The organism is Mannheimia sp. ZY171111, assembly GCF_017750945.1.
GTDB classification, from domain to species: Bacteria; Pseudomonadota; Gammaproteobacteria; order Enterobacterales; family Pasteurellaceae; genus Mannheimia; species Mannheimia pernigra.
The window spans coordinates 2,007,924-2,032,382 of sequence record NZ_CP046532.1 but is presented as its reverse complement, the minus strand read 5'-3'; the positions used below and the strand labels follow the sequence as shown (position 1 = coordinate 2,032,382).

The 24,459-nt window shown below is 37.9% G+C and carries 27 protein-coding genes; 12 read left to right on the top strand and 15 right to left on the bottom strand.

Annotated features, from left to right (window positions below):
• The first annotated feature begins 95 nt into the window (after positions 1-95).
• From mazG to GM698_RS09635, 4 genes are all read left to right on the top strand, one after another.
• Complete coding sequence (gene mazG, locus GM698_RS09650; protein WP_176812611.1) at positions 96-878, top strand: nucleoside triphosphate pyrophosphohydrolase; 783 nt, start codon at positions 96-98, stop codon at positions 876-878.
• 96 nt (positions 879-974) lie between these two features.
• Complete coding sequence (locus tag GM698_RS09645) at positions 975-1,694, top strand: response regulator (protein ID WP_176810031.1); 720 nt, start codon at positions 975-977, stop codon at positions 1,692-1,694.
• 51 nt (positions 1,695-1,745) lie between these two features.
• On the top strand, positions 1,746-3,140 hold the full coding sequence (gene cpxA / locus GM698_RS09640; protein ID WP_176810032.1) for an envelope stress sensor histidine kinase CpxA: 1,395 nt from the start codon (positions 1,746-1,748) through the stop codon (positions 3,138-3,140).
• Between the two features lie 49 nt (positions 3,141-3,189).
• The gene (locus GM698_RS09635; RefSeq protein WP_209289353.1) at positions 3,190-3,960 is read left to right on the top strand and encodes a Nif3-like dinuclear metal center hexameric protein; all 771 of its coding nucleotides are present in this window, start codon (positions 3,190-3,192) and stop codon (positions 3,958-3,960) included.
• Between the two features lie 85 nt (positions 3,961-4,045).
• On the opposite strand, the gene GM698_RS09630 is transcribed toward GM698_RS09635, so the two are convergent.
• The 3 genes from GM698_RS09630 to uvrB are packed head-to-tail and all read right to left on the bottom strand — an operon-like array spanning position 4,046 to position 7,755.
• Positions 4,046-4,945, bottom strand: a complete 900-nt coding sequence (locus GM698_RS09630) for a DMT family transporter (RefSeq protein ID WP_209289352.1) — start codon at positions 4,943-4,945, stop codon at positions 4,046-4,048.
• 36 nt (positions 4,946-4,981) lie between these two features.
• Positions 4,982-5,734, bottom strand: coding sequence for a TatD family hydrolase (locus tag GM698_RS09625; protein WP_176810033.1), 753 nt, complete (start codon positions 5,732-5,734; stop codon positions 4,982-4,984).
• A gap of 2 nt (positions 5,735-5,736) precedes the next feature.
• The gene (uvrB, locus tag GM698_RS09620) at positions 5,737-7,755 is read right to left on the bottom strand and encodes an excinuclease ABC subunit UvrB (RefSeq protein WP_176808545.1); all 2,019 of its coding nucleotides are present in this window, start codon (positions 7,753-7,755) and stop codon (positions 5,737-5,739) included.
• A gap of 260 nt (positions 7,756-8,015) precedes the next feature.
• Between uvrB and efeO the strand changes: the two genes are divergently transcribed.
• Complete coding sequence (gene efeO / locus GM698_RS09615) at positions 8,016-8,831, top strand: iron uptake system protein EfeO (RefSeq protein ID WP_176808546.1); 816 nt, start codon at positions 8,016-8,018, stop codon at positions 8,829-8,831.
• 14 nt (positions 8,832-8,845) lie between these two features.
• Positions 8,846-10,036, top strand: a complete 1,191-nt coding sequence (efeB, locus tag GM698_RS09610) for an iron uptake transporter deferrochelatase/peroxidase subunit (RefSeq protein WP_209289351.1) — start codon at positions 8,846-8,848, stop codon at positions 10,034-10,036.
• A gap of 82 nt (positions 10,037-10,118) precedes the next feature.
• On the opposite strand, the gene GM698_RS09605 is transcribed toward efeB, so the two are convergent.
• From GM698_RS09605 to sbcB, 3 genes are read right to left on the bottom strand one after another with little or no spacing between them, the layout of a single operon-like run.
• Positions 10,119-10,937 (bottom strand): PHP domain-containing protein, encoded by an 819-nt coding sequence (locus GM698_RS09605; protein ID WP_159629928.1) that lies wholly within the window; start codon positions 10,935-10,937, stop codon positions 10,119-10,121.
• A gap of 2 nt (positions 10,938-10,939) precedes the next feature.
• Positions 10,940-11,539, bottom strand: coding sequence for a DNA glycosylase (locus GM698_RS09600; RefSeq protein WP_176808548.1), 600 nt, complete (start codon positions 11,537-11,539; stop codon positions 10,940-10,942).
• On the bottom strand, positions 11,539-13,083 hold the full coding sequence (sbcB, locus tag GM698_RS09595) for an exodeoxyribonuclease I (protein WP_209289350.1): 1,545 nt from the start codon (positions 13,081-13,083) through the stop codon (positions 11,539-11,541). The genes GM698_RS09600 and sbcB overlap by 1 nt, the downstream gene beginning before the upstream one ends.
• Before the next feature lie 429 nt (positions 13,084-13,512).
• On the opposite strand from sbcB, the gene asnS reads away from it, so the two are divergent.
• Positions 13,513-14,916 carry an asparagine--tRNA ligase gene (asnS, locus tag GM698_RS09590; RefSeq protein WP_209289349.1) on the top strand — a complete coding sequence of 468 codons (1,404 nt, stop codon included), beginning with the start codon at positions 13,513-13,515 and terminating at the stop codon, positions 14,914-14,916.
• Between the two features lie 86 nt (positions 14,917-15,002).
• Here the strand turns inward: asnS and epmB are convergent, their stop codons facing one another.
• Complete coding sequence (gene epmB / locus GM698_RS09585; protein WP_209289348.1) at positions 15,003-15,995, bottom strand: EF-P beta-lysylation protein EpmB; 993 nt, start codon at positions 15,993-15,995, stop codon at positions 15,003-15,005.
• Positions 15,996-16,047: 52 nt separating this feature from the next.
• Positions 16,048-16,584: a hypothetical protein gene (locus GM698_RS09580; RefSeq protein WP_209289347.1), complete on the bottom strand. Its 537-nt coding sequence runs from the start codon at positions 16,582-16,584 to the stop codon at positions 16,048-16,050.
• Between the two features lie 161 nt (positions 16,585-16,745).
• Here GM698_RS09580 and efp point away from each other — a divergent pair, with 161 nt between their 5' ends.
• A complete protein-coding gene (gene efp, locus GM698_RS09575) occupies positions 16,746-17,312 on the top strand; it encodes an elongation factor P (protein ID WP_209289346.1) in 567 nt (188 codons plus the stop codon).
• Positions 17,313-17,377: 65 nt separating this feature from the next.
• On the opposite strand, the gene GM698_RS09570 is transcribed toward efp, so the two are convergent.
• Complete coding sequence (locus GM698_RS09570) at positions 17,378-17,782, bottom strand: ClpXP protease specificity-enhancing factor (RefSeq protein ID WP_159629914.1); 405 nt, start codon at positions 17,780-17,782, stop codon at positions 17,378-17,380.
• Positions 17,782-18,426 (bottom strand): glutathione S-transferase N-terminal domain-containing protein, encoded by a 645-nt coding sequence (locus GM698_RS09565; protein ID WP_159629912.1) that lies wholly within the window; start codon positions 18,424-18,426, stop codon positions 17,782-17,784. The genes GM698_RS09570 and GM698_RS09565 overlap by 1 nt, the downstream gene beginning before the upstream one ends.
• A gap of 167 nt (positions 18,427-18,593) precedes the next feature.
• Between GM698_RS09565 and purE the strand changes: the two genes are divergently transcribed.
• The 3 genes from purE to queA all read left to right on the top strand — a co-directional run bounded on the left by purE (position 18,594) and on the right by queA (position 21,520).
• Entirely contained in the window at positions 18,594-19,091 is a 498-nt protein-coding gene (purE, locus tag GM698_RS09560) for a 5-(carboxyamino)imidazole ribonucleotide mutase (protein WP_159629910.1), read from the top strand.
• Positions 19,092-19,233: 142 nt separating this feature from the next.
• A complete protein-coding gene (gene purK, locus GM698_RS09555) occupies positions 19,234-20,337 on the top strand; it encodes a 5-(carboxyamino)imidazole ribonucleotide synthase (protein WP_176808553.1) in 1,104 nt (367 codons plus the stop codon).
• 97 nt (positions 20,338-20,434) lie between these two features.
• Entirely contained in the window at positions 20,435-21,520 is a 1,086-nt protein-coding gene (queA, locus tag GM698_RS09550) for a tRNA preQ1(34) S-adenosylmethionine ribosyltransferase-isomerase QueA (RefSeq protein ID WP_209289345.1), read from the top strand.
• A 282-nt stretch (positions 21,521-21,802) separates the two neighbouring features.
• Here queA and rplY read toward each other — a convergent pair whose 3' ends face one another.
• The gene (rplY, locus tag GM698_RS09545) at positions 21,803-22,090 is read right to left on the bottom strand and encodes a 50S ribosomal protein L25 (RefSeq protein ID WP_176808610.1); all 288 of its coding nucleotides are present in this window, start codon (positions 22,088-22,090) and stop codon (positions 21,803-21,805) included.
• Positions 22,091-22,114: 24 nt separating this feature from the next.
• Here rplY and GM698_RS10705 point away from each other — a divergent pair, with 24 nt between their 5' ends.
• The gene (locus GM698_RS10705) at positions 22,115-22,240 is read left to right on the top strand and encodes a hypothetical protein (RefSeq protein WP_256437769.1); all 126 of its coding nucleotides are present in this window, start codon (positions 22,115-22,117) and stop codon (positions 22,238-22,240) included.
• Here the strand turns inward: GM698_RS10705 and GM698_RS09540 are convergent.
• Genes GM698_RS09540 through trpR form a run of 4 tightly spaced genes read right to left on the bottom strand, consistent with a single transcriptional unit; the run spans position 22,237 to position 24,399 of the window.
• Entirely contained in the window at positions 22,237-23,154 is a 918-nt protein-coding gene (locus GM698_RS09540) for a RimK family alpha-L-glutamate ligase (RefSeq protein WP_176812618.1), read from the bottom strand. The genes GM698_RS10705 and GM698_RS09540 overlap by 4 nt on opposite strands.
• 2 nt (positions 23,155-23,156) lie before the next feature.
• Positions 23,157-23,306 (bottom strand): hypothetical protein, encoded by a 150-nt coding sequence (locus GM698_RS09535; RefSeq protein WP_176808612.1) that lies wholly within the window; start codon positions 23,304-23,306, stop codon positions 23,157-23,159.
• A gap of 10 nt (positions 23,307-23,316) precedes the next feature.
• A complete protein-coding gene (gene mtgA / locus GM698_RS09530) occupies positions 23,317-24,090 on the bottom strand; it encodes a monofunctional biosynthetic peptidoglycan transglycosylase (RefSeq protein WP_176812619.1) in 774 nt (257 codons plus the stop codon).
• A complete protein-coding gene (gene trpR / locus GM698_RS09525; protein ID WP_176808614.1) occupies positions 24,091-24,399 on the bottom strand; it encodes a trp operon repressor in 309 nt (102 codons plus the stop codon).
• Between the last annotated feature and the right edge of the window lie 60 nt (positions 24,400-24,459).

Genomic DNA, 24,459 nt, shown 5'->3' with positions numbered 1-24,459 from the left:
TTGCTAAGAATGCCGTATTATAAGCGAAAAGAGTATTATTATGCTAGAATTTGCAAAATTTTAAGCAAAAACAACCGCTTGTCGTGAGGGAAAATATGGCAACTATTGAACAATTTCTTGAAGTGGTAAATCAACTTCGTCATCCAGAACACGGCTGCCCGTGGGATTTAAAACAAAACTTTAACACTATGCTCCCCCATTTACTAGAAGAAACCTACGAAGTTGCAGAAGCAATTCACACCAATGATCGCACAGCACTCCGGGAGGAGCTGGGCGATTTATTACTTCAGGTTGTGTTTTTAAGCCAATTAGCAAAAGAAGAAGGGGCTTTTACTTTTGATGATGTTGTCAGCGACATTCACGATAAGCTAATTTACCGACACCCTCACGTTTTTGGTGATGAAAAAGCAGGAAATAGTGAAGAGGCATTAAAAAATTGGGAAACACAAAAAGCCAATGATGCTAAGCATAAAAAGCAAAAATCTATTTTAGATGATTTACCCTTTGCTTTACCCGCACTGACTCGTGCTAATAAATTGCAAAAACGTTGTTCGAAAGTTGGTTTTGATTGGGATGATCCTAAAGATGTGCTTGCAAAAGTAGAAGAAGAGCTTCACGAAGTAAAAGTCGAAATTGCCGAATACCCTAATCGCTCTGCAGAGCTGGCCGAAGAATTAGGTGACTTATTATTTGCCACGGTGAATTTATGTCGTCATTATCATACCGATGCTGAAGAAAATTTACGGAATGCAAATCTTAAATTTGAACAACGCTTTAGAAAAGTAGAACAAGCGGTTAAAAATGCAGGAAAATCTGTAAAAGCCTGTAGTTTAGCTGAATTAGATGCTATTTGGCACGAAATAAAAAGGGTAGAATAATTCATCTTGCTTGTTATAATAAGGCAAATTTAATATTTTAGCCCCCCTATTTTTAGCTATAAAAATATAGCATTCATATTTTATAGGAAATATCTTATGTCAAAAATCTTATTAATAGATGATGATATTGAATTGACCGAATTATTAACTGAACTGCTTGTATTAGAAGGGTTTCAAGTCACTGTCGCTCATAATGGTCAAGAAGGCTTAAATGAATTAGAAGCTAATCAATATGATTTAATACTACTTGATGTGATGATGCCTGTATTAAATGGCACAGAAACATTAAAACGAATAAGGCAAAAATATGTATTGCCTGTTTTAATGTTGAGTGCAAGAGATGATGAAATTGATCGTATTTTAGGGTTAGAATTAGGGGCTGATGATTATCTCCCAAAACCTTTTAATGACCGAGAATTAGTCGCTAGAATGAGAGCTATTTTAAGACGTACTGCTCCCGTGTCATTACCAGAACAAGAAAAAAATGCTCCAGTTGAAATACATAATAGCAAATTATTTCAATTTACAGGTATAGAATTACATTCAGGTCGCCAACAAGCATTTTACCAAGGTAACAATTTAGATTTAACAGCCACTGAATTTGCACTATTACAATTGTTCGTGCGTAATCCTGGTGAGGTTATCACTAGAGAATCATTAAGTTTAGAGATATTAGGCAAACCATTAACCCCTTACGATCGTGCAATTGATATGCACATATCTAATCTTCGTAGAAAATTACCTGAAAAAAATGATGGCTCACCTTGGTTTAAAGCCTTAAGAGGCAAAGGTTACTTATTAGTCACTGAAAAATAAAATACTCTTTCAGATCCCTAACGTGATTAGGGATTTTTACATTCTATTATTATGTCAAACTTATTTAAAAGAATTTCCCAACTTAGAAAACGTTTAGCTTATAAACTTGTTAAATATTATGGTTTATTGCTTATCTTATTTATTACTATTACCTTTAATTTAGATAAGTTTGATGCCAGAAAATTCTCACCGCTTTCACAAAAAGACCAATCTTATTTTAGAAACGAAAGTGTTGAAACAGAAAAAAATTTAAATTTAGATGACGTATTCGAACGGAATTTATCCGTTGAAACAGCTAACGGCTATGATGTTATTTTAGAAGACAACACTACTGGAAATTTAAGTGGTGTAAACCAAAGTAATATTAAATCGTTACAATTTTTTATTTACCAATCACAACAAGCGAAAATGCCATACCAACGCCGTTTTGAAAATATTGAAATATACGGACCTTTTGTCGTTAAATCTCCAATACGTACTTATAACCAATATTTTATTAAAGCAGTTGATGCACAAGAAGAATGGTTTGATACAATTTTGGATTCACCATTTCTGATGATATTCATCCTGATGCTCTCAGGTATGCCATTACTATTATGGTTATCATTTAAAATCACAAAACCTGTTCAAAGTTTAACAGCCTCTGCAAATGCTATCGCAACAGGGCACCTAGAAATAAATCCTAAACTTGAAAAAGAAGATATTTATGAAATCAGAGAAGTCGGCAAAAGTTTTAATCATATGGTAAAAAGTTTAAAAGACTTAACCGAACAGCAAAGAAGAATGATTTCTGATATTTCTCACGAACTAAAAACACCGTTGGCAAGATTACAACTGGCAACCGCGATTTCACGCCGAAAAATGGGCGAATCTGCTGAAATTCATCGTATTGAAACGGAAATCAGAAAACTTGATCAGATGGTTAAAGGTTTATTGGTTATCTCACAGCAAAAACTAAATTATCAGATTCATAAGAAAATATTTAAAATTAATGAAATTTGGCACGATGTCATTGAAGATGCACAATTTGAAACAGCTCAAAATAATATTATACTCATCATCAAACAAAATATCTCCAACCCTGAATTATATTCTATTAATGGTTCAGTAAGCACACTCACCAGTGCATTGGAAAATTTAATTCGCAATGCACAAAAATATTCGAATAAAATCATTTCTATTTCAATGGAAATTAAAGAGGAAAAATTGATTTTAGTGGTTGAAGATAACGGAGAAGGCATTCCAGAAAATGAATATGAAAATATTTTAAAACCTTTTTACCGTATAGATGAAGCCAGAACAAGAGAAACGGGTGGCTCAGGCTTAGGGCTTTCTATTGTGCATAATGCCGCACAGCAGCATCAAGGCAATATCCACTTAACAAAAAGTGATCTGGGTGGTCTAAGAGCGGAATTAGAAATTCCGCTTTGGAAACCATATTCATAATTTGTAAAAATGATAAGAAAAACGACCGCTTGTTTATAAGGAAAACAAAATGACCATAACCAATATTGAACTCGAGCAAATTCTCAATACTAAACTAAATAGTTCTGCCATTAACGACTACGCCCCAAACGGCTTACAGGTTGAAGGCAAAAAAGAGATTCGTAAAATTATTACAGGCGTAACAGCATCTCTGCCACTGATTGAAAAAGCAATTGAGAAAAATGCTGATGCGATTTTAGTTCACCACGGTTATTTTTGGAAAAGCGAAAACCCGTGTATTCGTGGTATGAAAGGCAAACGCATCAAACAACTTTTAGTGAATGATATTAATCTTTTCGGCTACCATTTACCGCTTGATATCCACTCAGAACTAGGCAACAACGCACAATTGGCAAAACATTTAGGGCTGCTTAATTTTAGAGGTCTTGAAGATAGCCCAAACTCAATTCCAATGTACGGCGAATTAGACAGCCCAATTTCTGCCGAAGATCTAAAACAAACGCTTGAAAAAACGTTACAACGCACGGTGATTTTGTGTGATGAATTTGTTTCTACCCCACAAAAAATGATTAAAAAAATCGGCATTTGCTCTGGTGGCGGACAAGGCTATATTGATTTAGCTTTTGAAAAAGGTTGTGATGCCTTTATTAGTGGTGAAATTTCTGAACAAACTACTCACTCAGCACGTGAACAAGGCATTTACTACTTTGCCTGCGGACACCACGCCACAGAGCGAGACGGTGTAAAAGCCCTCGGTGAATGGCTGGCTCAACAGTACGGCTTAGACGTGGAATTCATTGATATTAATAACCCTGCATAATAAATTATTCCGCAGCGTTTAAAGCAAAAGGCGGAAACGCCCGCCTTTTAAAAGGTGTTAGATTATTGCAAAAAATCAGCCAAATTTAACCGCTTGTCCGCTTACTTACTTTTCCTTCTGCATAGGTAATGTAAACTGTTGCAGCAATAATAATCGCCGCCCCTAACCATAATTTACCTGGTGGAACCCAGTTAAAAACGAGCCAACCAGCTAATACATTGAGTGGTAATTTAATAAAATCGAACGGTTGAATATAAGAAGCATCCGCTAAGTTATAAGCTTTTGCAACCGCTAATTGAGCCAGTGCTGTTAAAAAACCAAGCAAAATTAAAAAGCCGAAATCACTCCAAGAAGGCAGGCTAAATCCGCTTGGACTTAGGTTAGTTAAAGCAATCAGCACGTTAAATGGCGTAATTAAAATAAATAAATAGGCAACCATTGTGGTTGGGCTATCATAGCGAGAAAGTTTTTTAACCATCAATGAATAGCCTGCCCAGAAAAAAGCAGCAGCAAGGGGTAGTAAAGCAATAAGATTAAAATCATCACTCCAAGGCTCTAAAATAATCATCGCACCAATAAAACCCAGTGCGGTAGCAATCCAACGCCGTTTTCCAATTTGTTCTTTCAAAAATATGCCAGAACCAATAGTGACAAATAATGGCGATGTCATCAATAACGCAATACCCTGCCAAATAGGTAATTGATTAGCCAATGCCATTGTCCAGCATTGAATACCAATAGCTGAAAGAAAAATGCGAAAACAATGTTGTCCAAAATGGGCGGTTTTCAGCGAAGAAAAAAAACCAACATTATTCATACTTGGCACAAGGAACACGAATGCAATAAGATATTGCACCAATGCAATCACACTAGAATCAATGGGCGAAATGGACGTGAGTTTCGGAATAAGTGTATTAATACAGGCAAACAATACCCCTGCGGTAATAATTGCAATTGCCCCTTTAATCGGTTGATGATTTTTCATAGGTTCTAATAAAATACGTTAAGCTAAAAGATGATATTAAATGAGATAAAATGACTGCGTGTTTTGCTTAATCTGCACTGTAACAGCTATTTCAGGCAACTGCTTAATTTCTGCCAGTTTTTTAATTACGGCGGAAAGTTGCTGAGTAATTTCGACAGGCTCAAAGCCCTCGTGTTGCCAAGGGGCATCGGTTTCAATTAAAAGCCGTGCTAACGGAAAAATCTGAGCAACGTTTTGCGTTTTCGGGTTAGTCAAAATATCGGGCGTAAGACTAACAAAATAAGGGGTTAAAAGCAATTTTTCCAGCGTCTCATCACTTGCCTTAAACCAATGAAAATGGGCTTGTTGAATTTGATGTTTTGCCAGTAGTTCAAGGGCAATATTTGTATCATCATACACAATATGCAAATTTAACGGCAAATTATACCGCTTGCTCGTTATGATAAAACGCTCTAACAAATCAATATAAGGCTGATAATCTAATACTGGATTTTCCCGCTTTCGGTAATGCGGCAAGCCAACCTCCCCACAAGCGGTCAATTTTTGATGATTTTTTGCAATAAAATCGAAGAGTTTTTCGATCTCATTTTCCGAAAGTAACGCCTGTTCTGGGTGAAAACCTGCGGCAATATAAAGCTTAGAATATTGCTCTTTTAATGCCAATAACCTTTCACAACTGGCTAAATCTGTTGCAACCGCCAGCACACTTTGTAAATTAGGTTGCTGTAAAATGTCTGCTATTTCTTGATCTGAAAATTGATCAAGATGGATATGGGTATCGAAAAGCATTTTTAGACTTCCAATAAAACCGCCTTCAATTGCTGCAGTTTATCCCTTGTTGCAGCCGCTTTTTCAAACTCTAAGTTGGCGGCAAAATCTCGCATTTGTTGTTCTAACACTTTCAGCTCTTTTTCCAACTCTTTGCGGGATTTCGGTTTGTATTCATTTGCAGAATTTTCAGCTTTTTTGACCGCTTGTTTGCCACGTTTTGGTTTGTCGGATTGTCCTATATCGAGTAGCTCACCGACTTTTTTATTTAATGCTTGTGGCACAATGCCTTTTTCTTCGTTATATTTTATCTGCTTTTCACGACGACGTTCGGTCTCAAAAATCGCTTTCTGCATTGAGTTCGTAATACGATCGCCATATAAAATTGCCTTGCCGTTAAGGTTTCGGGCAGCTCGCCCAATGGTCTGAATCAGCGATCGTTCAGAACGGAGAAAACCCTCTTTGTCTGCATCTAAAATCGCTACCAGTGAGACCTCAGGCATATCTAAACCTTCACGGAGCAAGTTAATTCCTACCAGTACATCAAACATTCCCATACGCAAGTCGTGAATAATCTCGACCCGTTCTACCGTATCGATATCGCTATGTAAGTAGCGAACCCGAACGCCGTGTTCATCTAGATAATCCGTGAGATCTTCCGCCATTTTTTTAGTAAGCGTAGTAACCAACACACGCTCGTTTACCGCTACTCGTTTGTGAATTTCCGACAATAAATCGTCCACCTGCGTAGCCACTGGGCGGACTTCAATAATGGGGTCAAGCAAACCTGTTGGACGAACAACTTGATCGACCACCTCGGGATTTTTCTCTAACTCATACGCCCCAGGTGTGGCAGATACATAAATTGTTTGTGGTGATAGGCGTTCAAACTCCTCAAATTTAAGCGGACGGTTATCAAGTGCAGACGGCAGTCGAAAGCCATATTGCACCAGTGTTTCTTTTCTTGAGCGGTCTCCCCGATACATACCGCCGATTTGTGGTACGGTAACATGGCTTTCATCAATCACTAAAATACCGTCTGCAGGCATATAATCAAACAAGGTGGGCGGTGCCTCTCCCTCTTTTCTCCCCGAAAGATAGCGTGAATAATTTTCAATGCCCGAGCAGTAACCTAGCTCATTCATCATCTCAATATCAAATTGCGTGCGTTGAGCGATCCGCTGTTCTTCCAGCAGTTTATTTTCCTGAATAAAGTAGGTGCGGCGTTCGACCAGCTCCGATTTAATTTGCTCAATGGCTTCTAGAATTCGTTCTCGTGGCGTGACATAGTGCGTTTTCGGGTAAATCGTGTAGCGTGGCACTTTGCCTAAATTATGCCCCGTGAGCGGGTCGAACAATGAGAGGTTTTCGATTTCATCATCAAACAACTCAACACGCAATGCCACTTCATCACTTTCTGCGGGGTAAATATCAATCACATCGCCCCGTACACGGAAAGTTGAACGTTGAAATGCCTGATCGTTGCGAGTGTATTGCAGCTCCGCAAGACGAGAGAGAATTTCCCGTTGTCCAATCATCGCTCCTACTTGTAAATGCAGCATCATTTGCATATAGGCATCAACATCGCCTAAACCGTAGATAGCGGAAACAGAGGCCACTACTATGGTATCTCGTCTCTCCAAGAACGATTTAGTAGCAGAAAGTCGCATCTGCTCAATTTGCTCGTTAATTGAGGCATCTTTCTCAATAAAGGTATCGCTTGCTGGAACATAGGCTTCGGGTTGGTAGTAATCATAGTAGGAGACAAAATATTCCACCGCATTTTCAGGGAAAAAGCTTTTCATTTCCGCATAGAGCTGAGCCGCAAGGGTTTTATTCGGGGCAAGCAACATAGCAGGACGATTAAGCGTAGCAATCACATTTGCAATAGTGAATGTTTTCCCCGATCCTGTTACACCCAATAATGTTTGATGAGCAAGTCCGTCATTTAAGCCTTCGACTAGCTTTGCAATAGCAGTTGGCTGATCACCAGAGGGGCTAAATGGGGCGTGAAGAATAAAAGGTTTGTGCTGTTTGCTCATAAAATAAAAATCCTGAAAAATGTTCGCAGGATTTTAGCATAAGTTAATAATTGATCGCATAATTTCATTAGAAATCCCCTAATATTAGGGATGTAAGCTGTTGTTTTGCCTATTTATATTCTTCTTTATAACTGGAATAAACAAGCGGTGTTTTTTTGATAATAATTTGCAAATTATTATATAAATTAAATCATAGTCATCTTGATAATAATTCGTAATATCAATATGATATATAAGTTTACCATTACTAAGGAGAAATTATGCGTTTAACTAAACTTACTTTTGCCATCTCTAGCTTTTTTGTAGCAACTCAAGCTTTTGCATTAGATTTAACCAAAGAAACTGAGGCATATAAGCAATTTGTCATTGAAGAGATAGACCAATTAGTGGCTAGTACAGAAAAATTTGTCAGTTACTTAGCTAAAGGAGATGTGCAAAAAGCGAAAGAAATTTACCCGCTTGCTCGAATGTATTTTGAACGTTCTGAGCCAATTGCAGAGAGCTTTGACGATTTAGACCCTCGTATTGATGCTCGCCTTGTTGATTTAGTAGAAGAAGGCAAAACCGAAAAAGACTGGTCTGGTTTCCATAAAATTGAAAAAACACTGTGGGAGAAAAATACGACTGAAAGCACAAAAGAAATCGCTGAGCAATTACTTAAAGACGTGAAAGAGCTACGTGCTAAAATTCCAACTGCAGAAGTCACGCCCGAGCTAATGATTACTGGTGCCGTGGATTTATTAAATGAAGTTTCTACCACTAAGGTAATGGGCGAAGAAGAGATCTTCTCAAAAACTGACCTGTACGATTTTAAAGCCAATATTGAAGGGGCTGAGAAAATCTATGAGATTTTCAAACCTCAGCTTGAAAAAGTAGATGCAAAGCTTTCCGCTGAGATTGCTAGCCGTTTTATTACTGTGAATGCATTATTAGAAAAGCATAATAAATCAAAAACAGGTGGTTATGATTACATAAGTTACGATGCACTTTCAAAAGGAGATATCAAATCCCTTGCAGAAGCAGTGAATCAACTTGGCGAACCATTAGCTCAATTAGGTGTGCTGTTAAATAAATAATGGGAGTAACAATTATGGCAGAAAATCGTTCTCGCCGTGATTTCTTAAAAAACTCTACATTGATGGGAGCAGGTTTATTGTCTGCTCCTGCTTTTAGTTTAGAATCACGACAAATTCCTCAAAACGCAGAAAATCAACATTCATTTTTTGGCACACACCAAGCTGGTATCGTTACTGCGGCACAAAAACATATCTATTTTTTGGTGCTTGATTTAGATACCAACGATATTAATAAAGTAAAAACCATTTTTCAGAAATGGACGGCTTACAGTAATAACCTCACGCAGGGCAAAAATGTAAAGCCTTATAGTACGAATAATTTCCTTCCGCCTAATGATACTGGGGAAGCAGATAGCTTGTCGCCACAAGGTCTTACGCTAACTTTTGGTATTAGCCACAGTTTTTTCAGTAAATTAGGCATTGAAAAACTGAAACCTACCCAACTCAATAACCTCCCACGCTTTCCTCGTGATCAGCTTCAAACCGAATATACTGCTGGTGATATTTGTATTCAGGCTTGTGCTGATGATCCACAAGTGGCTTTTCATGCCATACGCAATTTGGTTCGTGCAGCACGAGGTGAAGTTAAAATGAGGTGGTCACAAATGGGCTTTAACTCTTTTATTGATGAGCGAACCCCTCGCAATCTATTCGGATTTAAAGATGGTACTGCCAATGCCCGTAGCTTAAAAGAACAAGATAATACCATTTGGGTTAAAGATGGCTGGCTGAAAGGCGGTTCTTATTTAGCAGTTCGTCGCATTAAGATGTTTTTAGAAACCTGGGATCGCACCCATCTCCACTCTCAAGAAGAAACTTTTGGTCGCCATCGAGATTCTGGTGTAGGGCTCAGGCACCAACACGAATTTGATACATTGAATTTGGCAAAAAAAGACGAAAAAGGTCATACTGCTATTCCTGAAATGTCCCATACACATCTTGCAAATAAAACAGGCTTACAAATACTTCGCCGCTCCTTTTCTTACTCAAACGGTATTGATGACAAGGGGCAGTTTGATGCTGGTTTGTTATTTATCTCGTTTCAACAAAGCCCTGAGCAATTTATCCAAATTCAAAACTCACTGGGTAATATTGATAAAATGAATGAATATATTACCCACATTGGCAGTGGTTTATTTGCCTGTTTTGCAGGTGTGAAAGATGAAAATGATTATTTGGGGAAAGCCTTATTTGATTTGATTTAAAGGAATAAAAATGGTTACTAATTTAGTTCATTTTATTCTGTACTTATAAAACATAGGAGCAAATCACTATTGCTCCTATAATCTAAAATAGCTCCCAAATTGGCTTGCACTCTCTTGGTAGCTCTAAACTTTTACCGAGTTCAATCCAACCTGTCGGGTGATGGAAATCAGAACCTACTGAGCCATATAAATCAAACTCTTTCGCCCAGCGAGTGAGTAGTTGACGTTGGTCTAGGGTTTGCCCACATCCTGAAACTTCTATGCCATCTCCCCCAGCTAATTTGAAATCACTAATTAAACGGCGAATCCAACGCGCTGTCATTTTATAACGTAATGGGTGGGCAATATTAATCACGCCGCCTGCGTTGTGTGTTGTCCGAACGGCTTCCTCCAAACTACTCCACCGAGGTTTTACATAGGCTGGCTTTCCCATACCTAAATAACGTTTGAAAGCGTGTTCAATGTTACGGACATATCCCTGTTCATACAAGAAACGCCCATAATGTGCTCGGGTTACTTCGCCACTTGCTAAAGCCTTTGCACCTTCATAGGCATTTGCAATCCCCTCTTTTGCTAATTTTTCGCCAATTTCGACCGCTCGCTCTTCACGTAATAGTGCTTGATTATCAAGAAACTGGATCATTTCTTCGTTCTTGTCATCAATATTGAGTGCCGCTAGATGGATACTTTTATCCTGCCACAAAATCGAAATTTCTACACCAGAAATAAAAGTGATTGGTTGAGTTTGCGCGAATCTTTTTGCCTCACGAATACCTGAAATAGTATCGTGATCAGTTAAAGCTAACATATCAACGCCTTGATCAACTGCTCTTTGAACTAATTCGGTTGGGGAAAGCATTCCATCAGAAGCCGTGCTGTGTGAATGTAAATCGTATTTCATTATTAATCCTTAATTAACCCCGCTTGAATGAAAAATTGGCGATAGGCCTCAATCTTTTTCTCCAAACTTAATGGATAAGCCCTTGAAGTAGAAGGCAAACGATATAAATATAGCTCTCTTGATTTCAAATACGGATAGTTCACCCATTCATTTGTTTTGGGTGCTTTAATTTTTTCTGGCAAAAGTGCTAATAAAGTCTCTGTTGCCAAACCACCTGTAGTAAAAATCCATTTCATTTTTGGTAGTTGGATTAAAAGCTCGTCCATATCTACAGGCTCCACAATTTGCAAATCTTTATCTGCCGCATTCCCTTTCAAACGAATGGCTGTTTTGGCAGATGAGCAAAGTGCGATCTGTTTTTCTTGTAAAAAGGCTTCAATTTGAATAGGATCAAATCGTTTTTCATCCTTTACTCGAAAATAGTTTATATCATCAAAAAACACTTTTCCCATTATTCGCCACATATCATTTTGAAAATTAGGATAATGAAATTCCATACAACGTTTTTCTGATGTTGGCGGAAAAGTTCCCATCATCATAACGATAGATTGTTCTGGCAGAACTGGCTCAAAAGGATGATGTTCTAATTCAGGTATTGGCATTATTTGATCAATTCCTTTAATAATTTCAATTTTTCAGCCTTATTTAACTGTTGCTCTGCAGCCTTATTTAAATCACTGATTAATTTTCCATCTTCGTTATTTTTTGTGTAAACCGCCGTTTGTTTTTGTGATATTTGTTCTGCGTAAGCGGTCAAATTTTCCAATAATTTTACTATTCCAGGGTTATCATTATATTGTTGGTATAACTCATCAATAGACTTCGCAAACTGCTCTGCTTTTGCATCAATTTGCTGATGGCAGTATTTCTGCCACTTTATCTGTTCAGCCCTCGTCAGCGTTTGTGGATAATGCCTTGCTCGATAATGGAATAACAATTTCTCTACACGAGGATCTTCAAATTTCAAACCGTGATTAGCTAAATGTTCAGGTAATAACGTACGTAAAATTGCCATATTATTTTTATCTGATGTTGAGAAAAAACCATCATACAAGGTTGTTTCTACATTAGGCGACAACTCAAAAACTCGTTTGTCATTAAAAATTTCCAGTACTTTTTCTCGCACAAGCGATTTTTGTGCTTTTAATGCCTGCAAATTTGCTAAACATAACGCCCTATCAATACCTAATCGCTCTGCATTTTCAGGTAACAAGGTTTTTGCTGGTGCTAAAATTGGACATTTATTAATGTGCACCAATTTTAGTGGCACAGGGAGATCATTTTCAGTTAATGCTTCACGTTTGGTATATAAACGTTGGTGTAAGGTTTCTGCATTTTCGTTCAGTAAACCATTCACATCGCCCGATAAATCGCACACAATCACTGCATTGGGATTAGTTGGATGCCATTCTAACGGCACTACCCAAGCCGTATTACCACGATAATTGCCCAACATTCCTGAAACGTGTACAAGCGGAGTCATCTCGCCTGTATCAATAAGCATTTTCACCTCTTTTTTAATCCGTAAATTAAAGAAAAATTGAAATAACTTCGGCTGTTTTTCTTTAATCAATTTCGCCATCGCAATGGTGGCATAAACATCCGACATTGCATCGTGTGCGTTTTCGTGAGAAATGCCATTTGCCTTCGTTAAATTTTCTAACTTAAAGCTCGGCATACCGTTTTCATCTTTGGGCCACTCAATACCTTCGGGGCGTAAAGCATAGCACGCACGCACTAAATCCAATAAATCCCAACGAGAATTGCCATTTTTCCAGCTGTATTCGTACGGATCGTAAAAATTGCGGAAAAAAGTATAACGTGTCATTTCATCATCATAACGGATATTGTTATAACCAATAGTACAAGTATTTGCTTGGCTAAATTCTGCGTGAATCCTGGCTGTAAATTCAGGCTCAGACAAACCCTTATCGTTACATTGTTGCGGTGTAATGCCTGTAACTATAACGGCTTCAGGGCTAGGCAAATAGTCTGGTGTTTGCTTGCAATAAAACATCACTGGATCATCGATGATATTAAAATCCTCATCGGTACGAATGCCTGCAAACTGTGCTGGCCTATCGTGAGATGGGCTTACACCAAAACTTTCATAGTCATAAAAGAAAAAAGAAAAGGATTTGCTCATTAGTTTTCGTTATCCAGAAATTATAAAAATTGCAGAGATTGTATCATATCTAGTGTAAAAGAGTGGCAGAAATACAAGCGGTTATTTTTCAATAAAAATGTGCAAATGTTTAAATAAAAAAAGCCCCTAATCAAATATCGAAAAGGGGCGGAGGTCTTACCTAAGGAAAAGGAAAAATGAAAAATGAAAAAACTTGCATAAATCGGTTATACGGATATTAAGACCAGCTGATTAAATAAAAAGTTCATTAAAAACAAAAAATTTTTTAACCACCCGTAAATCCAGTTTCCAGATTTAACTGCTTACAATGTTTATTGACCAACAAATTTTCAAATAATTCCGTAAACTTATTATAATTCCCCCCATTTTCTTGTAGAATATTCCACATTATTTATAAAAAGAACTCACAAGAAAAATTTGAGGTATTAAATGTCTAAATTTCCAACCGTTTCGGATATCCTATTTGGCAAAATTGCAGTAGGTGAAGAAGTTGTCGTGCGAGGCTGGGTTCGTACCCGCCGTGACTCAAAAGCAGGTTTATCTTTCTTAGCCGTTTATGACGGCTCTTGTTTTGATCCAATCCAAGCAATCATCAATAACAATTTAACAAATTATAATGATGAAGTATTACGATTAACTGCTGGCTGCTCTGTGATTGTAACCGGTAAAGTGGTTGAATCACCTGCTGAAGGGCAAGCTGTTGAGTTGCAAGCAACAAACGTAGAAGTTGTTGGCTGGGTTGAAGATCCCGATACCTATCCGATGGCAGCAAAACGCCACTCTGTCGAATATTTACGTGAAGTCGCCCACTTACGCCCTCGTACAAACTTAATTGGTGCCGTAGCACGTGTTCGTCACTGTTTAGCACAAGCTATTCATCGTTTCTTTCACGAGCAAGGTTTCTACTGGGTTGCAACCCCTGTGATTACTGCTTCAGATACTGAAGGTGCAGGGGAAATGTTCCGTGTTTCAACATTAGATTTAGAAAATTTACCACGCGGCGAAAGTGGTAAAGTAGATTTCAACCAAGATTTCTTCGGTAAAGAATCTTTCTTAACCGTATCAGGTCAATTAAATGCGGAAACTTATGCTTGTGCATTAAGCAAAGTTTACACTTTCGGTCCCACTTTCCGTGCTGAAAATTCAAACACAACTCGTCACTTAGCGGAGTTTTGGATGATGGAGCCTGAAATTGCATTTGCAGACCTAAATGATAATGCAAAATTAGCGGAAGATATGTTGAAATACGTTTTCCGTGCCGTGCTCGCAGAACGTAAAGACGATATGCAATTCTTTGTTAAACACGTTGATAAAGAGGCAATCAACCGTTTAGAAAACTTTATTAATGCACCTTTTGCTCAGGTAGACTACACTGATGCTATTGAGATTTTATTAAAATCAGGCAAGGAATTTGAGTTCCCAGTAGAATGGGGAATTGATTTGTCTTCTGAACACGAACGCTATTTAGCAGAGGAACATTTTAAATCACCCGTGGTGGTGAAAAACTATCCGAAAGATATTAAAGCGTTCTATATGCGTTTAAATGATGATGGGAAAACCGTTGCGGCTATGGATGTTTTGGCACCAGGAATTGGTGAAATTATCGGTGGTTCACAGCGTGAAGAGCGTTTAGATGTATTAGATAAACGTATGAATGAAATGGGCTTAAATCCTGAGGATTACTGGTGGTACCGTGATTTACGTAAGTACGGTACAGTGCCACATTCAGGTTTCGGGTTAGGGTTTGAGCGTTTAATTGTTTATGTAACAGGTTTACAAAACATTCGTGATGTGATCCCATTCCCTCGCTCTCCACGCAATGCAAGCTTCTAATTTGCAAAAAATCGAATAAAAACGACCGCTTGCAAGCGATCAAAAAAGGCGAAAATTTTACATTTCGCCTTTTTTACATATCGTTACTAGCCTTTTAATATTTTATTCGGCTCTTTTGCAATTTCCCTTGCCAGTTTGGGAACAAGGTAACCTGAAGTTATTTTTTGTAATTCTCGATAAATCTTAATCGCTTTTTCATCTTCAATATAAAAATGACTTGCCCCCGCTACTTTATCAAACAAATGCAAATAATAAGGCAAAATACGGCACTCAAATAATTTATCGCTTAATGCTTTTAAGGTTTGAGGATTATCATTTACCTCTTTTAACATTACCGATTGATTAAGTAATACTACGCCTGCTTTTGTAAGCATTCTCATTTTTTCAGCAAAAATTTCATCAATTTCATTAGCGTGATTAATATGTGTAACCAGAACTATATTCAAATGAGATTCTGATAACCGTTCACATAATTCAAAAGTAATCCGATTTGGGATAACAACAGGAAGCCGTGAGTGAATACGCAACGTTTTGATATGTGGAATCTGCTCAAGTTTATCTAACAGCCAGTGTAATTCTTGATCTTTTGCCATTAGCGGATCACCGCCTGAAAAAATAACCTCTTCCAGCTCAGTATGTTGTGCAATGTAGTCTAAACTTTCTTGCCAGACCGCTTTACCACTTTTCACTTCATCGTAAGGAAAATGACGGCGAAAACAGTATCGACAATTAATCGCACAACTATTTTTTATCATAAATAATAAACGGTTATGATATTTGTGCAAAATATTCGGTGCTGGACTTTTCTGCTCTTCTAAAGGGTCAGCGATAAATCCCTTCTGCTCAATAAATTCCTCTTGCAATGACATCGCCTGCAGAAAAAGCGGATCTTTGGGGTTCCCTTTTTCCATTTTCTCTGCAAATGCTTTTGGTACTCTGAGGGCAAATAATTTTCGAGCAGCAATATCTGCCTCAAAATCTGCAGGATTAAGCGATAAAAATTCCAGTAAATCAATAGGATTATTAAAGGCCTGAGCAAGTTCAGTAAGCCAATGTGGTTTAATTTGAATTGGTTGCATAAACAAAAATACTCCCGCTCCATAAAGAACGAGAGTAAAAAATGACAAGAAGCTAAGGAATTAAGTTACATTGTAATGGTGTACCATTTGGATTTACCATTACCACAGGCGAAGCTTGAGCACCTTGTGCTGCCACCAAATACTGCACCCCAGAAATACAGTAACGACGGTAGCCATCTGTTTTCTCAACTAAGAAAGGATCAATTTGTCCACCAATGCTCTTAAATTCTGCAATCGCACCATTTGCAATATTTTGCGCAGAATTAACCGCTTGTTGTGCATTTACCTCTGCTGGTTGGTTTGCGTGTGCATTTGATGACATCATATCACCCAAAATATAGCCTGCCGCCGCCCCTATTGCGACATTGGCCATTGTGCTACTTTGGCGAACTTGCGGTTGAGTTGCTGTGTTATTTGGCGTATTTGCAAATGTTGCGTCTCTTTGCTGTTGAGTTGGTTTTTTAGTTACAGGTTTAGTCGAAATCGCTTTTGATGAACTCATTGAACGGAAACCACCACCTCGTTTTGCCTCTGCAACTGTGGCAACAGAAACCGCTAAAATAGCAGAAAGAGTAATTAATTTTTTCATTCGTATTCCTCATTAAAAGTAAAAAGTATAGCAAAAAATTTTAGAGATCTTTCGCTAATTTTATGAATTTAGGTTATTATATAGCTCTTTTTGGAAACCCCAAGAGGGTTCGGTTCAAAATACGTTAATTTATTGTTATTTTTTGAATAATTGAGGAAATAATGGCTAGTTACAGCACTAATGACTTTAAAAAAGGTTTAAAATTTATCCAAGATGGTGAGCCTTGTGTAATTGTTGAAAACGAATTTGTAAAACCAGGTAAAGGTCAAGCATTTACACGTACTAAAATTCGTAAATTAATTTCTGGCAAAGTATTAGAGATCAACTTCAAATCAGGCTCTTCTGTTGAAGCAGCCGATGTTGTTGATTCTAATTACAACTACTCATACAACGATGGCGATTTCTGGTACTTTATGCACCCAGAAACGTTTGAGCAAATTTCTGTTGATGAAAAAGCATTAGGCGATAACGTAAAATGGTTAGTTGATAATGCAGAATGTATCGTGACATTATGGAATGGCTCTGCCATTGCCGTAACGCCACCAAACTTTGTTGAGTTAGAGATTGTTGAAACTGATCCAGGCTTAAAAGGCGATACCGCAGGTACAGGCGGTAAACCAGCAACACTAAGCACAGGTGCGGTTGTTAGCGTACCGCTATTCGTACAAATTGGCGAAGTAATTCGCGTAGATACACGTTCTGGTGAATATGTTTCTCGTGTGAAATAAGTTTTTATCTCACTATAATTAAAAAAATTAAGCCCTGTTGTAATACAGGGCTTAATTTTACTGTGCTATTTGACTAATTTTAAAGTTGATGCTTTTTTCACTTTAGGATTCTGAATTTTTTCAGTACCCAAGCGGGCTTGATAAGCCTCCACGCTATAATACTCTTCCTCTTGAAACATAATACCATCACCTGTTTCTTGAGCATAAATAGCTTCCATTGCGCCAAAAGGAATGTGAATATCTCTTAACATTCCCTGAAAACGTGCACTAAAGCCAATATATTCTTCGGTTGCAATATATTGTCCAATAGAACGAGAAGAAATATTTAAGATAATTTTTCCTTCTTTGACAAATTCTACTGGCACATCAACATCTGGATACTCTGAATTTACTAATAAATAAGGCGTATTGTCGTTATCAATAATCCAGTTGTAATACGCATTGTAAAGATAAGGTCTTAACGGTTTCATTAATCTTTATCATCCATTAAGTGTTTAGGTGCTTCACCACCAACAGATTGAATAAAACTATCTCGTTGGAATACTCTGGTCATATAAGTATTAATTGGTTTTGCTGTAGAGCCAGTAAATTTCACGCCTAAAATCTGCATACGCCATAATAATGGTGCGATATAACAGTCAACAAGACTAAAATCATCACTCATAAAATAAGGTTTAGCAGAAAAAACGGGAGCTAATGCCAAAATATCTTCTTTTAACTGTGCTAATGCTTTTTTGCCTTCTGCCGATTCAGGATCTTTATTCACTAAATCAATTTGTGCATACCAATCTTGTTCAATACGATAAATATTCAAGCGACATTGCCCACGAGAAACAGGATAAACGGGCATTAATGGAGGATGTGGAAAACGCTCATCTAAATACTCCATAATGATGCGAGGGTTAAATAACACCAACTCACGATCAACTAAGGTCGGAATATTACCATAAGAGTTTAATTCTAATAAATCTTCAGAAATACTACCTAGCGTAACGTTCTCAATTTCATAAGGAACCCCTTTTTCTGCTAATACGATACGTACTTGATGGCTATAAATATCATTTTTATCCGAAAAAAGCGTCATTACTGAACGTTTATTTATACTACTCGTCATTTATATCTCCGATGATTACATTTAACTAAAATTGGTCGCTAATTATATCATATTTCAACTAATAGATAATAGCCCCCAAATTTGGCTTTATGGTATGAAATAGCCAAGCAAACGATTGCTTTGTGTGGTATGATGACGCCATTTTACATAGCACATAAGGATTTAAAATGTCAAAGAACGCGGAAATTGCTATTGTTATGGGATCTAAAAGTGATTGGGCTACAATGTCTGAAGCCGCACAAATTTTAGATCAATTTGGTTTGAACTACCACGTTGAGGTCGTCTCTGCTCACCGTACACCCGATAAACTTTTCTCTTTTGCTGAATCCGCCCAAGCTCAAGGCTATAAAGTCATTATTGCTGGAGCAGGTGGTGCAGCCCATTTACCTGGTATGATTGCAGCCAAAACTATTGTACCTGTGCTAGGCGTACCAGTGAAAAGCTCAATGTTAAGCGGTGTAGATAGCCTTTACTCTATCGTACAAATGCCAAAAGGCATTCCTGTTGGTACACTTGCTATTGGCCCAGCAGGTGCAGCAAATGCAGGCTTATTAGCCGCTCAAATTCTAGCTGCTTTCAATCCTGAAATTGCAGAAAAGTTACACGCTTTCCGCCAAAATCAAACTAAAGTGGTGTTAGATAATCCAGATCCCCGCATGGAATAGCATTTGCCTAACTCTTGCAAATGAGTGAAGAAAAATCGGTAATTTTTTCTCAAAAATTGACCGCTTGCGAGTATTTGCAAAATATGGCTTTACTATTATTTAATTATCCTCACGACCAAATTATTTATTTGAGAACATTACTATGCAAAAAAGTACAATCTACCCTCCTGTTTATGTATTAGGCAATGGTCAATTGGGCAGAATGTTGCGTTATGCAGGAGCACCGCTTGATATTGAGGTCAAGCCACTTGCCTTCGATGCCCCGATTTTTGATATTAATCCAAATAGCATTATTACCGCCGAAATTGAACGTTGGTCAGATACCCCCCTAACGCAACTACTCGGTAATCATAAAAATTTTGTGAATCTCAACGTATTTGGACGATTAGCTGATCGCTTCACGCAAAAATCGCTACTTGATGAACTTAACCTTGCCACATCAACTTGGCAATTAGTAGAAAATGCGGAGAAATTAAAGTCTATTTTTCAACATATTGGAGAAAAAATAGTGGTTAAACGCCGTACTGGCGGTTATGACGGACGAGGGCAATGGATTATTACCCCAGACTCGATAGACCAAATTCCAGCCTCTTTATTCGGAGAGGTGATTGCCGAAAAATTTATTCCATTTGACGGCGAAATTTCGATTATTGGAGCAAGATTTAGAAATGGCTCAACCCGTTTCTATCCAATTTCTCACAACCTCCAACAAAATGGTATTTTGCGTTATTCGGTGTCAGATATAAATTTACCTAACCAAGCTATTTACCAACAACAAGCTGAACAAATGCTCAGTGCGGTAATGCAAGAATTAGATTACATCGGCGTAATGGCAATGGAATGCTTTGTCGTGGGAGAGCATTTATTAATTAACGAACTTGCTCCTCGTGTTCACAACAGCGGACACTGGACACAACTTGGATGTTCTATCAGCCAATTTGAGCTTCATTTAAGAGCTTTACTTGATTTACCAACACCAGAGCTTAAGCAAATTGCACCTAGTGTAATGGTGAATTTAATCGGCATTGAACACACCAACCAATGGCTTAACCTTCCATTTAGCCAGCTCCATTGGTACGGTAAAGATGTTAGAGCAGGCAGAAAAGTAGGGCACATCAACCTTACTCATCCAGATAAAAATGAGCTGATTAATTTACTTGAACAATTAAAACCTACTTTAACTGATGATTTCTATTCAGGATTGGATTGGACCATTGAGAAGTTAAGACAAGCGGTTAAATTTTAAGAAAAATTTGCTCATTTCAAGAAGTACAGGTTTCTGACTTGTGCTTTTTTTTATGCTATTATTTCTGCCATTTTTTACTAGAGAGAACAGAATAACCGTGTTAGTTTCAGATTTTTATTTTGACTTGCCCGATGAGCTAATTGCTCGCTACCCAACTGCCGAGCGTTCTGCCAGCCGACTACTTCATTTAAACGGCGAAACAGGCAAGTTTGCTGATCAGCAATTTATTGATTTATACGATCACATTAATGAAGGTGATCTTTTAATCTTCAATAATACTCGAGTGATTCCTGCTCGACTCTACGGCCGTAAACCAAGTGGTGGAAAAGTTGAGGCATTAGTGGAACGCGTATTAGATGAACACCGATGTTTGGCACACGTTAAATCCTCAAAAGCCCCCAAAGAAGGGGCAAAATTAATTTTCGGAGAAGATAAATTAGGCGAAGGAAACGGTTTTACCGCCACAATGATTGCTCGCCACGAGACTTTATTTGAATTAGTGTTTTGTGAAAATCAACCGTTATTTGATTTATTACAACAAGCCGGACATATACCTCTGCCACCTTATATCAACCGCCCTGATGAATATACTGACCAAGAACGTTATCAAACCGTTTATAGCAAAGTGTTAGGTGCCGTAGCCGCCCCCACTGCGGGCTTACATTTTGATAATGCGATGCTTGAAAAACTAAAAGCAAAAGGGGTAGATACGGCTTTTGTCACCCTTCACGTTGGTGCGGGTACATTCCAGCCTGTGCGAGTCGATACTATTGAAGAACATAAAATGCACGCAGAATATGCCGAAGTAAGCCAAGAGGTTGTAGATAAAATTTTAGCCACCAAAGCGCTAGGAAAGCGAGTGATTGCAGTTGGCACAACGTCTGTTCGCTCAGTAGAAAGTGCCGCTTTGGCAGCAGAAAAAGAAGGTAAACTCATTGCTCCATTTTTCTCTGACACCACGATTTTTCTCTATCCAGGCAAGCAGTTCAAAATAGTTGATGCGTTAATTACCAACTTCCATTTACCTGAATCGACGTTAATTATGCTAGTTTCCGCTTTCGCTGGTTATAAAAATACGATGAATGCCTATGCCCACGCGGTTGAAGCGAAATATCGCTTCTTCAGTTACGGTGACGCTATGTTTATTAATAAAAACCCGAATGCACTAAATGACGTACCTTGATTTAAGGGCTACTCATTTAAATTCAAACGAGTAAATCCGCTTTTTCTAAGGACACTCATCTATTGATGCCAAATGATTATACTGTTTAATCCAACGTTTTAGTGTTGTTTTTGCAAGCTAAAAATCCCAACGGCTCAGTGAGCCATTTTTACCGTTGAAGAAACAATGATTTGCTGTTTGAAAGATAGGCTGTATTTAGTTATAAAAAATCTGCACCTTAATCAGTTGGTTGTTTAACCCAACTTTTGGGGTGCAGATTTTTTGTTATTCACTTACCGCAAATTAAACACGCTTGAAGTCCAAGTGAACTAATTTTGGTTTAGTTGGGTGGCGTTGAATTGCTTGTACTTTAACTTGCTCTTCTTTACCACCTACAACGATAGTTAAAACTTCGTTGTAGAACGCATCGTGTACTTGTGCGTTATTTACATCATCGTGGTTTAAGATGATTGATACAGGTTCTGCACTACCACCATAAATGATGGCAGGAACTTGACCATTATGACGCAGGCGGCGGCTCGCACCCTTACCTTGCGTTGAACGAACTTCAGCTTCAAATTTGAATGACATTGTTTAATTCTCTTAAAAATGGGAATGACCCCGTTGATAGAAAAAACAGCAGGCGACCCAGCTGTTTGTGAAAAAACTTCAGCCTACTATGGTTATGGTAGGCTGAGTGCGTATTTTACTGAAGATGGCGAAAAATGCAACGTAAATTAAGATAATTTGCTTATTTTCCTGATGAAATAATCCACAATTTCTAGGGCAATATCTATCTCATTTATTTGTTCTATGCCTTCAAATCCAGGACTTGCATTGACTTCTAGAACAACCACTCCATTTGCCGTACGAAAGAAATCTACTCCAGCTACCTCAAGCCCAATTACTTGAGTTGCCTTAATCGCTAATATTTTTTCTTCTTCAGTTAATTCAATACTTTCTGCTATTCCGCCTTGATGGAGATTGGCTCGAAAGTCTCCTGCTGCACTGGTTCTACTCATCGCAGCTACAACTTTATCACCAATCACAAAAACTCGAATATCACGCCCTTTCGATTCGGTAACGAACTCTTGGCACAGATAAGCTTCCTCTACTTGCCTAAAAGTTGAGAGTACCGATTCGGCATTATGCCTATTTTCAAACAGCATTACGCCATTGCCTTGCGAGCCATTCAGGACTTTTGCAATAAGCGGAAAAGAGAAATGATTTAGTTGCGATTTCACTGAAACTAAATCCCCTGCCAAATTAGTCTTCGGGACAGGTAAACCATATTCTACTAGCCTTTGCAAAGATTGCCATTTATTGCGCGCTAAGGCAAAAGCTTGAGCGTTATTTAAAACAGGAATACCTTTTGCTTCAAAATGGCGTAACACTGTGCAGCCCATTTCGGTACTGCTTGTTCCAAAACGGGGTAAAATGCCATCATAATCCTTTAATAGCACAGCCTCTGAATAGCTTTTAGCATAATGCTCTCTTTCTTGTTGATAAAAAACCTCAAATTTTCCATTATTTAGCATCAGTAACATTTTATTTGGATCTAAAATATCTAATTCAATGCCTCTTTTGATGCACGCATTTTTAATGCGTTTGCAACTATAGAGACGAGGTTCACGACATAACATTAACCATCTCATTTTTACGATCCTTCTTGGGTAACGCAAGCGGTCAAATTTTCATTATATTTTGCACATTCTGCCGCATCAAAAGGTTGATATTGAGTTAAATCTCGCTCTGCAACGGATTGTAAATGGTTTAAATGTGAAGCTAGTGTGCTTTGTATTGTCATCGTTATTTTTCTATAGTTTGTCTAAATAATGTTTACCATCAAGCAAGCTGACTTGACGTATAATCCACGCTTGGCGTTTTCGCATACTTAAGCTAGGTTTATCCACCTTAAACACAATTGGATTTGGTAGAGAGGCCGCCAATAATGCTGATTCTTGTAAATTCAAGTGCTTAGCTGATTTTTTGAAAAAATGTTGGGCTGCAGCTTCAACGCCGAAAATACCATCGCCAAACTCAGCAATATTGAGATAAACCTCTAAAATTCGGGATTTTGTCCATATATTCTCAACTAAAAGAGTCAATAGTGCCTCAATGCCTTTTCTTATCCAACTCTGCCTATGCCATAAAAATAGATTTTTCACGGTTTGCTGGGAAATCGTTGAGCCGCCTCGAATTTTTTTCGATTTCGCATTGAATTTCAACGCGGATTCAATAGCAGCAAGATCTAAGCCAAAATGGCTTTCAAATTTTTGATCTTCAGAAGCAATAACAGCCATTTTCACCTGCCAAGAAATCGCATCAAGACTTACCCAATCTTTCTTAATAGCGTAAGTTTTATCTTGTAACATATTTTCGACTTTTTTCTGCACCATATACGCAGAGTAAGGGACAGGCAGCACAGAAAAAACTAAAATAGCGATTAAGAAAAAACCACTCCAAAAAGTAAATAACCGACTAAAACCAAACCAAAGCCAGCCAAATATCGTTCCTATTTTTCGAGGAATAAAAAAAAGCCCTATTTTCTTCAAAAGAGAGCTTAACAAACAGTTCTTACGCGTTGCCATTTACGATTTACCATTGAGCTTGCCATTCACCCATTGCAGAAAATCTTGATCTAAGGTTTTTAGCATATTTGAGCCACGTGTAATAGTTGCCGCACTGGTATTCAAATTTTGTTGAATTTCACGTTGCGAATCTTTACCCTCTAACAAGGCTTGTACAATTTTCACCCGCAGCCCTAAAGACTCTCTCTCATCTGCAGTTAAAAACATTGAGAAAAAAAGTGCTAATTTATCTTCCGTCACAGCTTGTTTAAGCAACACTAAAAATTGCTCCCATTCTTTTGGATCTCGTTGGTTATAAAGCGTTTTCATTTTATTTCCTCAATATACAAGCGGTCATTTTTGTCAGAAATTTTGCAAAAATCTCACTTT

Coding starts and splice junctions, on each gene's coding strand:
- mazG (WP_176812611.1), top strand. CDS start 96: ATGGCAACTATTGAACAATTTCTTGAAGTGGTAAATCAACTTCGTCAT.
- GM698_RS09645 (WP_176810031.1), top strand. CDS start 975: ATGTCAAAAATCTTATTAATAGATGATGATATTGAATTGACCGAATTA.
- cpxA (WP_176810032.1), top strand. CDS start 1,746: ATGTCAAACTTATTTAAAAGAATTTCCCAACTTAGAAAACGTTTAGCT.
- GM698_RS09635 (WP_209289353.1), top strand. CDS start 3,190: ATGACCATAACCAATATTGAACTCGAGCAAATTCTCAATACTAAACTA.
- GM698_RS09630 (WP_209289352.1), bottom strand. CDS start 4,945: ATGAAAAATCATCAACCGATTAAAGGGGCAATTGCAATTATTACCGCA.
- GM698_RS09625 (WP_176810033.1), bottom strand. CDS start 5,734: ATGCTTTTCGATACCCATATCCATCTTGATCAATTTTCAGATCAAGAA.
- uvrB (WP_176808545.1), bottom strand. CDS start 7,755: ATGAGCAAACAGCACAAACCTTTTATTCTTCACGCCCCATTTAGCCCC.
- efeO (WP_176808546.1), top strand. CDS start 8,016: ATGCGTTTAACTAAACTTACTTTTGCCATCTCTAGCTTTTTTGTAGCA.
- efeB (WP_209289351.1), top strand. CDS start 8,846: ATGGCAGAAAATCGTTCTCGCCGTGATTTCTTAAAAAACTCTACATTG.
- GM698_RS09605 (WP_159629928.1), bottom strand. CDS start 10,937: ATGAAATACGATTTACATTCACACAGCACGGCTTCTGATGGAATGCTT.
- GM698_RS09600 (WP_176808548.1), bottom strand. CDS start 11,539: ATGCCAATACCTGAATTAGAACATCATCCTTTTGAGCCAGTTCTGCCA.
- sbcB (WP_209289350.1), bottom strand. CDS start 13,083: ATGAGCAAATCCTTTTCTTTTTTCTTTTATGACTATGAAAGTTTTGGT.
- asnS (WP_209289349.1), top strand. CDS start 13,513: ATGTCTAAATTTCCAACCGTTTCGGATATCCTATTTGGCAAAATTGCA.
- epmB (WP_209289348.1), bottom strand. CDS start 15,995: ATGCAACCAATTCAAATTAAACCACATTGGCTTACTGAACTTGCTCAG.
- GM698_RS09580 (WP_209289347.1), bottom strand. CDS start 16,584: ATGAAAAAATTAATTACTCTTTCTGCTATTTTAGCGGTTTCTGTTGCC.
- efp (WP_209289346.1), top strand. CDS start 16,746: ATGGCTAGTTACAGCACTAATGACTTTAAAAAAGGTTTAAAATTTATC.
- GM698_RS09570 (WP_159629914.1), bottom strand. CDS start 17,782: ATGAAACCGTTAAGACCTTATCTTTACAATGCGTATTACAACTGGATT.
- GM698_RS09565 (WP_159629912.1), bottom strand. CDS start 18,426: ATGACGAGTAGTATAAATAAACGTTCAGTAATGACGCTTTTTTCGGAT.
- purE (WP_159629910.1), top strand. CDS start 18,594: ATGTCAAAGAACGCGGAAATTGCTATTGTTATGGGATCTAAAAGTGAT.
- purK (WP_176808553.1), top strand. CDS start 19,234: ATGCAAAAAAGTACAATCTACCCTCCTGTTTATGTATTAGGCAATGGT.
- rplY (WP_176808610.1), bottom strand. CDS start 22,090: ATGTCATTCAAATTTGAAGCTGAAGTTCGTTCAACGCAAGGTAAGGGT.
- GM698_RS10705 (WP_256437769.1), top strand. CDS start 22,115: ATGACCCCGTTGATAGAAAAAACAGCAGGCGACCCAGCTGTTTGTGAA.
- GM698_RS09540 (WP_176812618.1), bottom strand. CDS start 23,154: ATGAGATGGTTAATGTTATGTCGTGAACCTCGTCTCTATAGTTGCAAA.
- GM698_RS09535 (WP_176808612.1), bottom strand. CDS start 23,306: ATGACAATACAAAGCACACTAGCTTCACATTTAAACCATTTACAATCC.
- mtgA (WP_176812619.1), bottom strand. CDS start 24,090: ATGGCAACGCGTAAGAACTGTTTGTTAAGCTCTCTTTTGAAGAAAATA.
- trpR (WP_176808614.1), bottom strand. CDS start 24,399: ATGAAAACGCTTTATAACCAACGAGATCCAAAAGAATGGGAGCAATTT.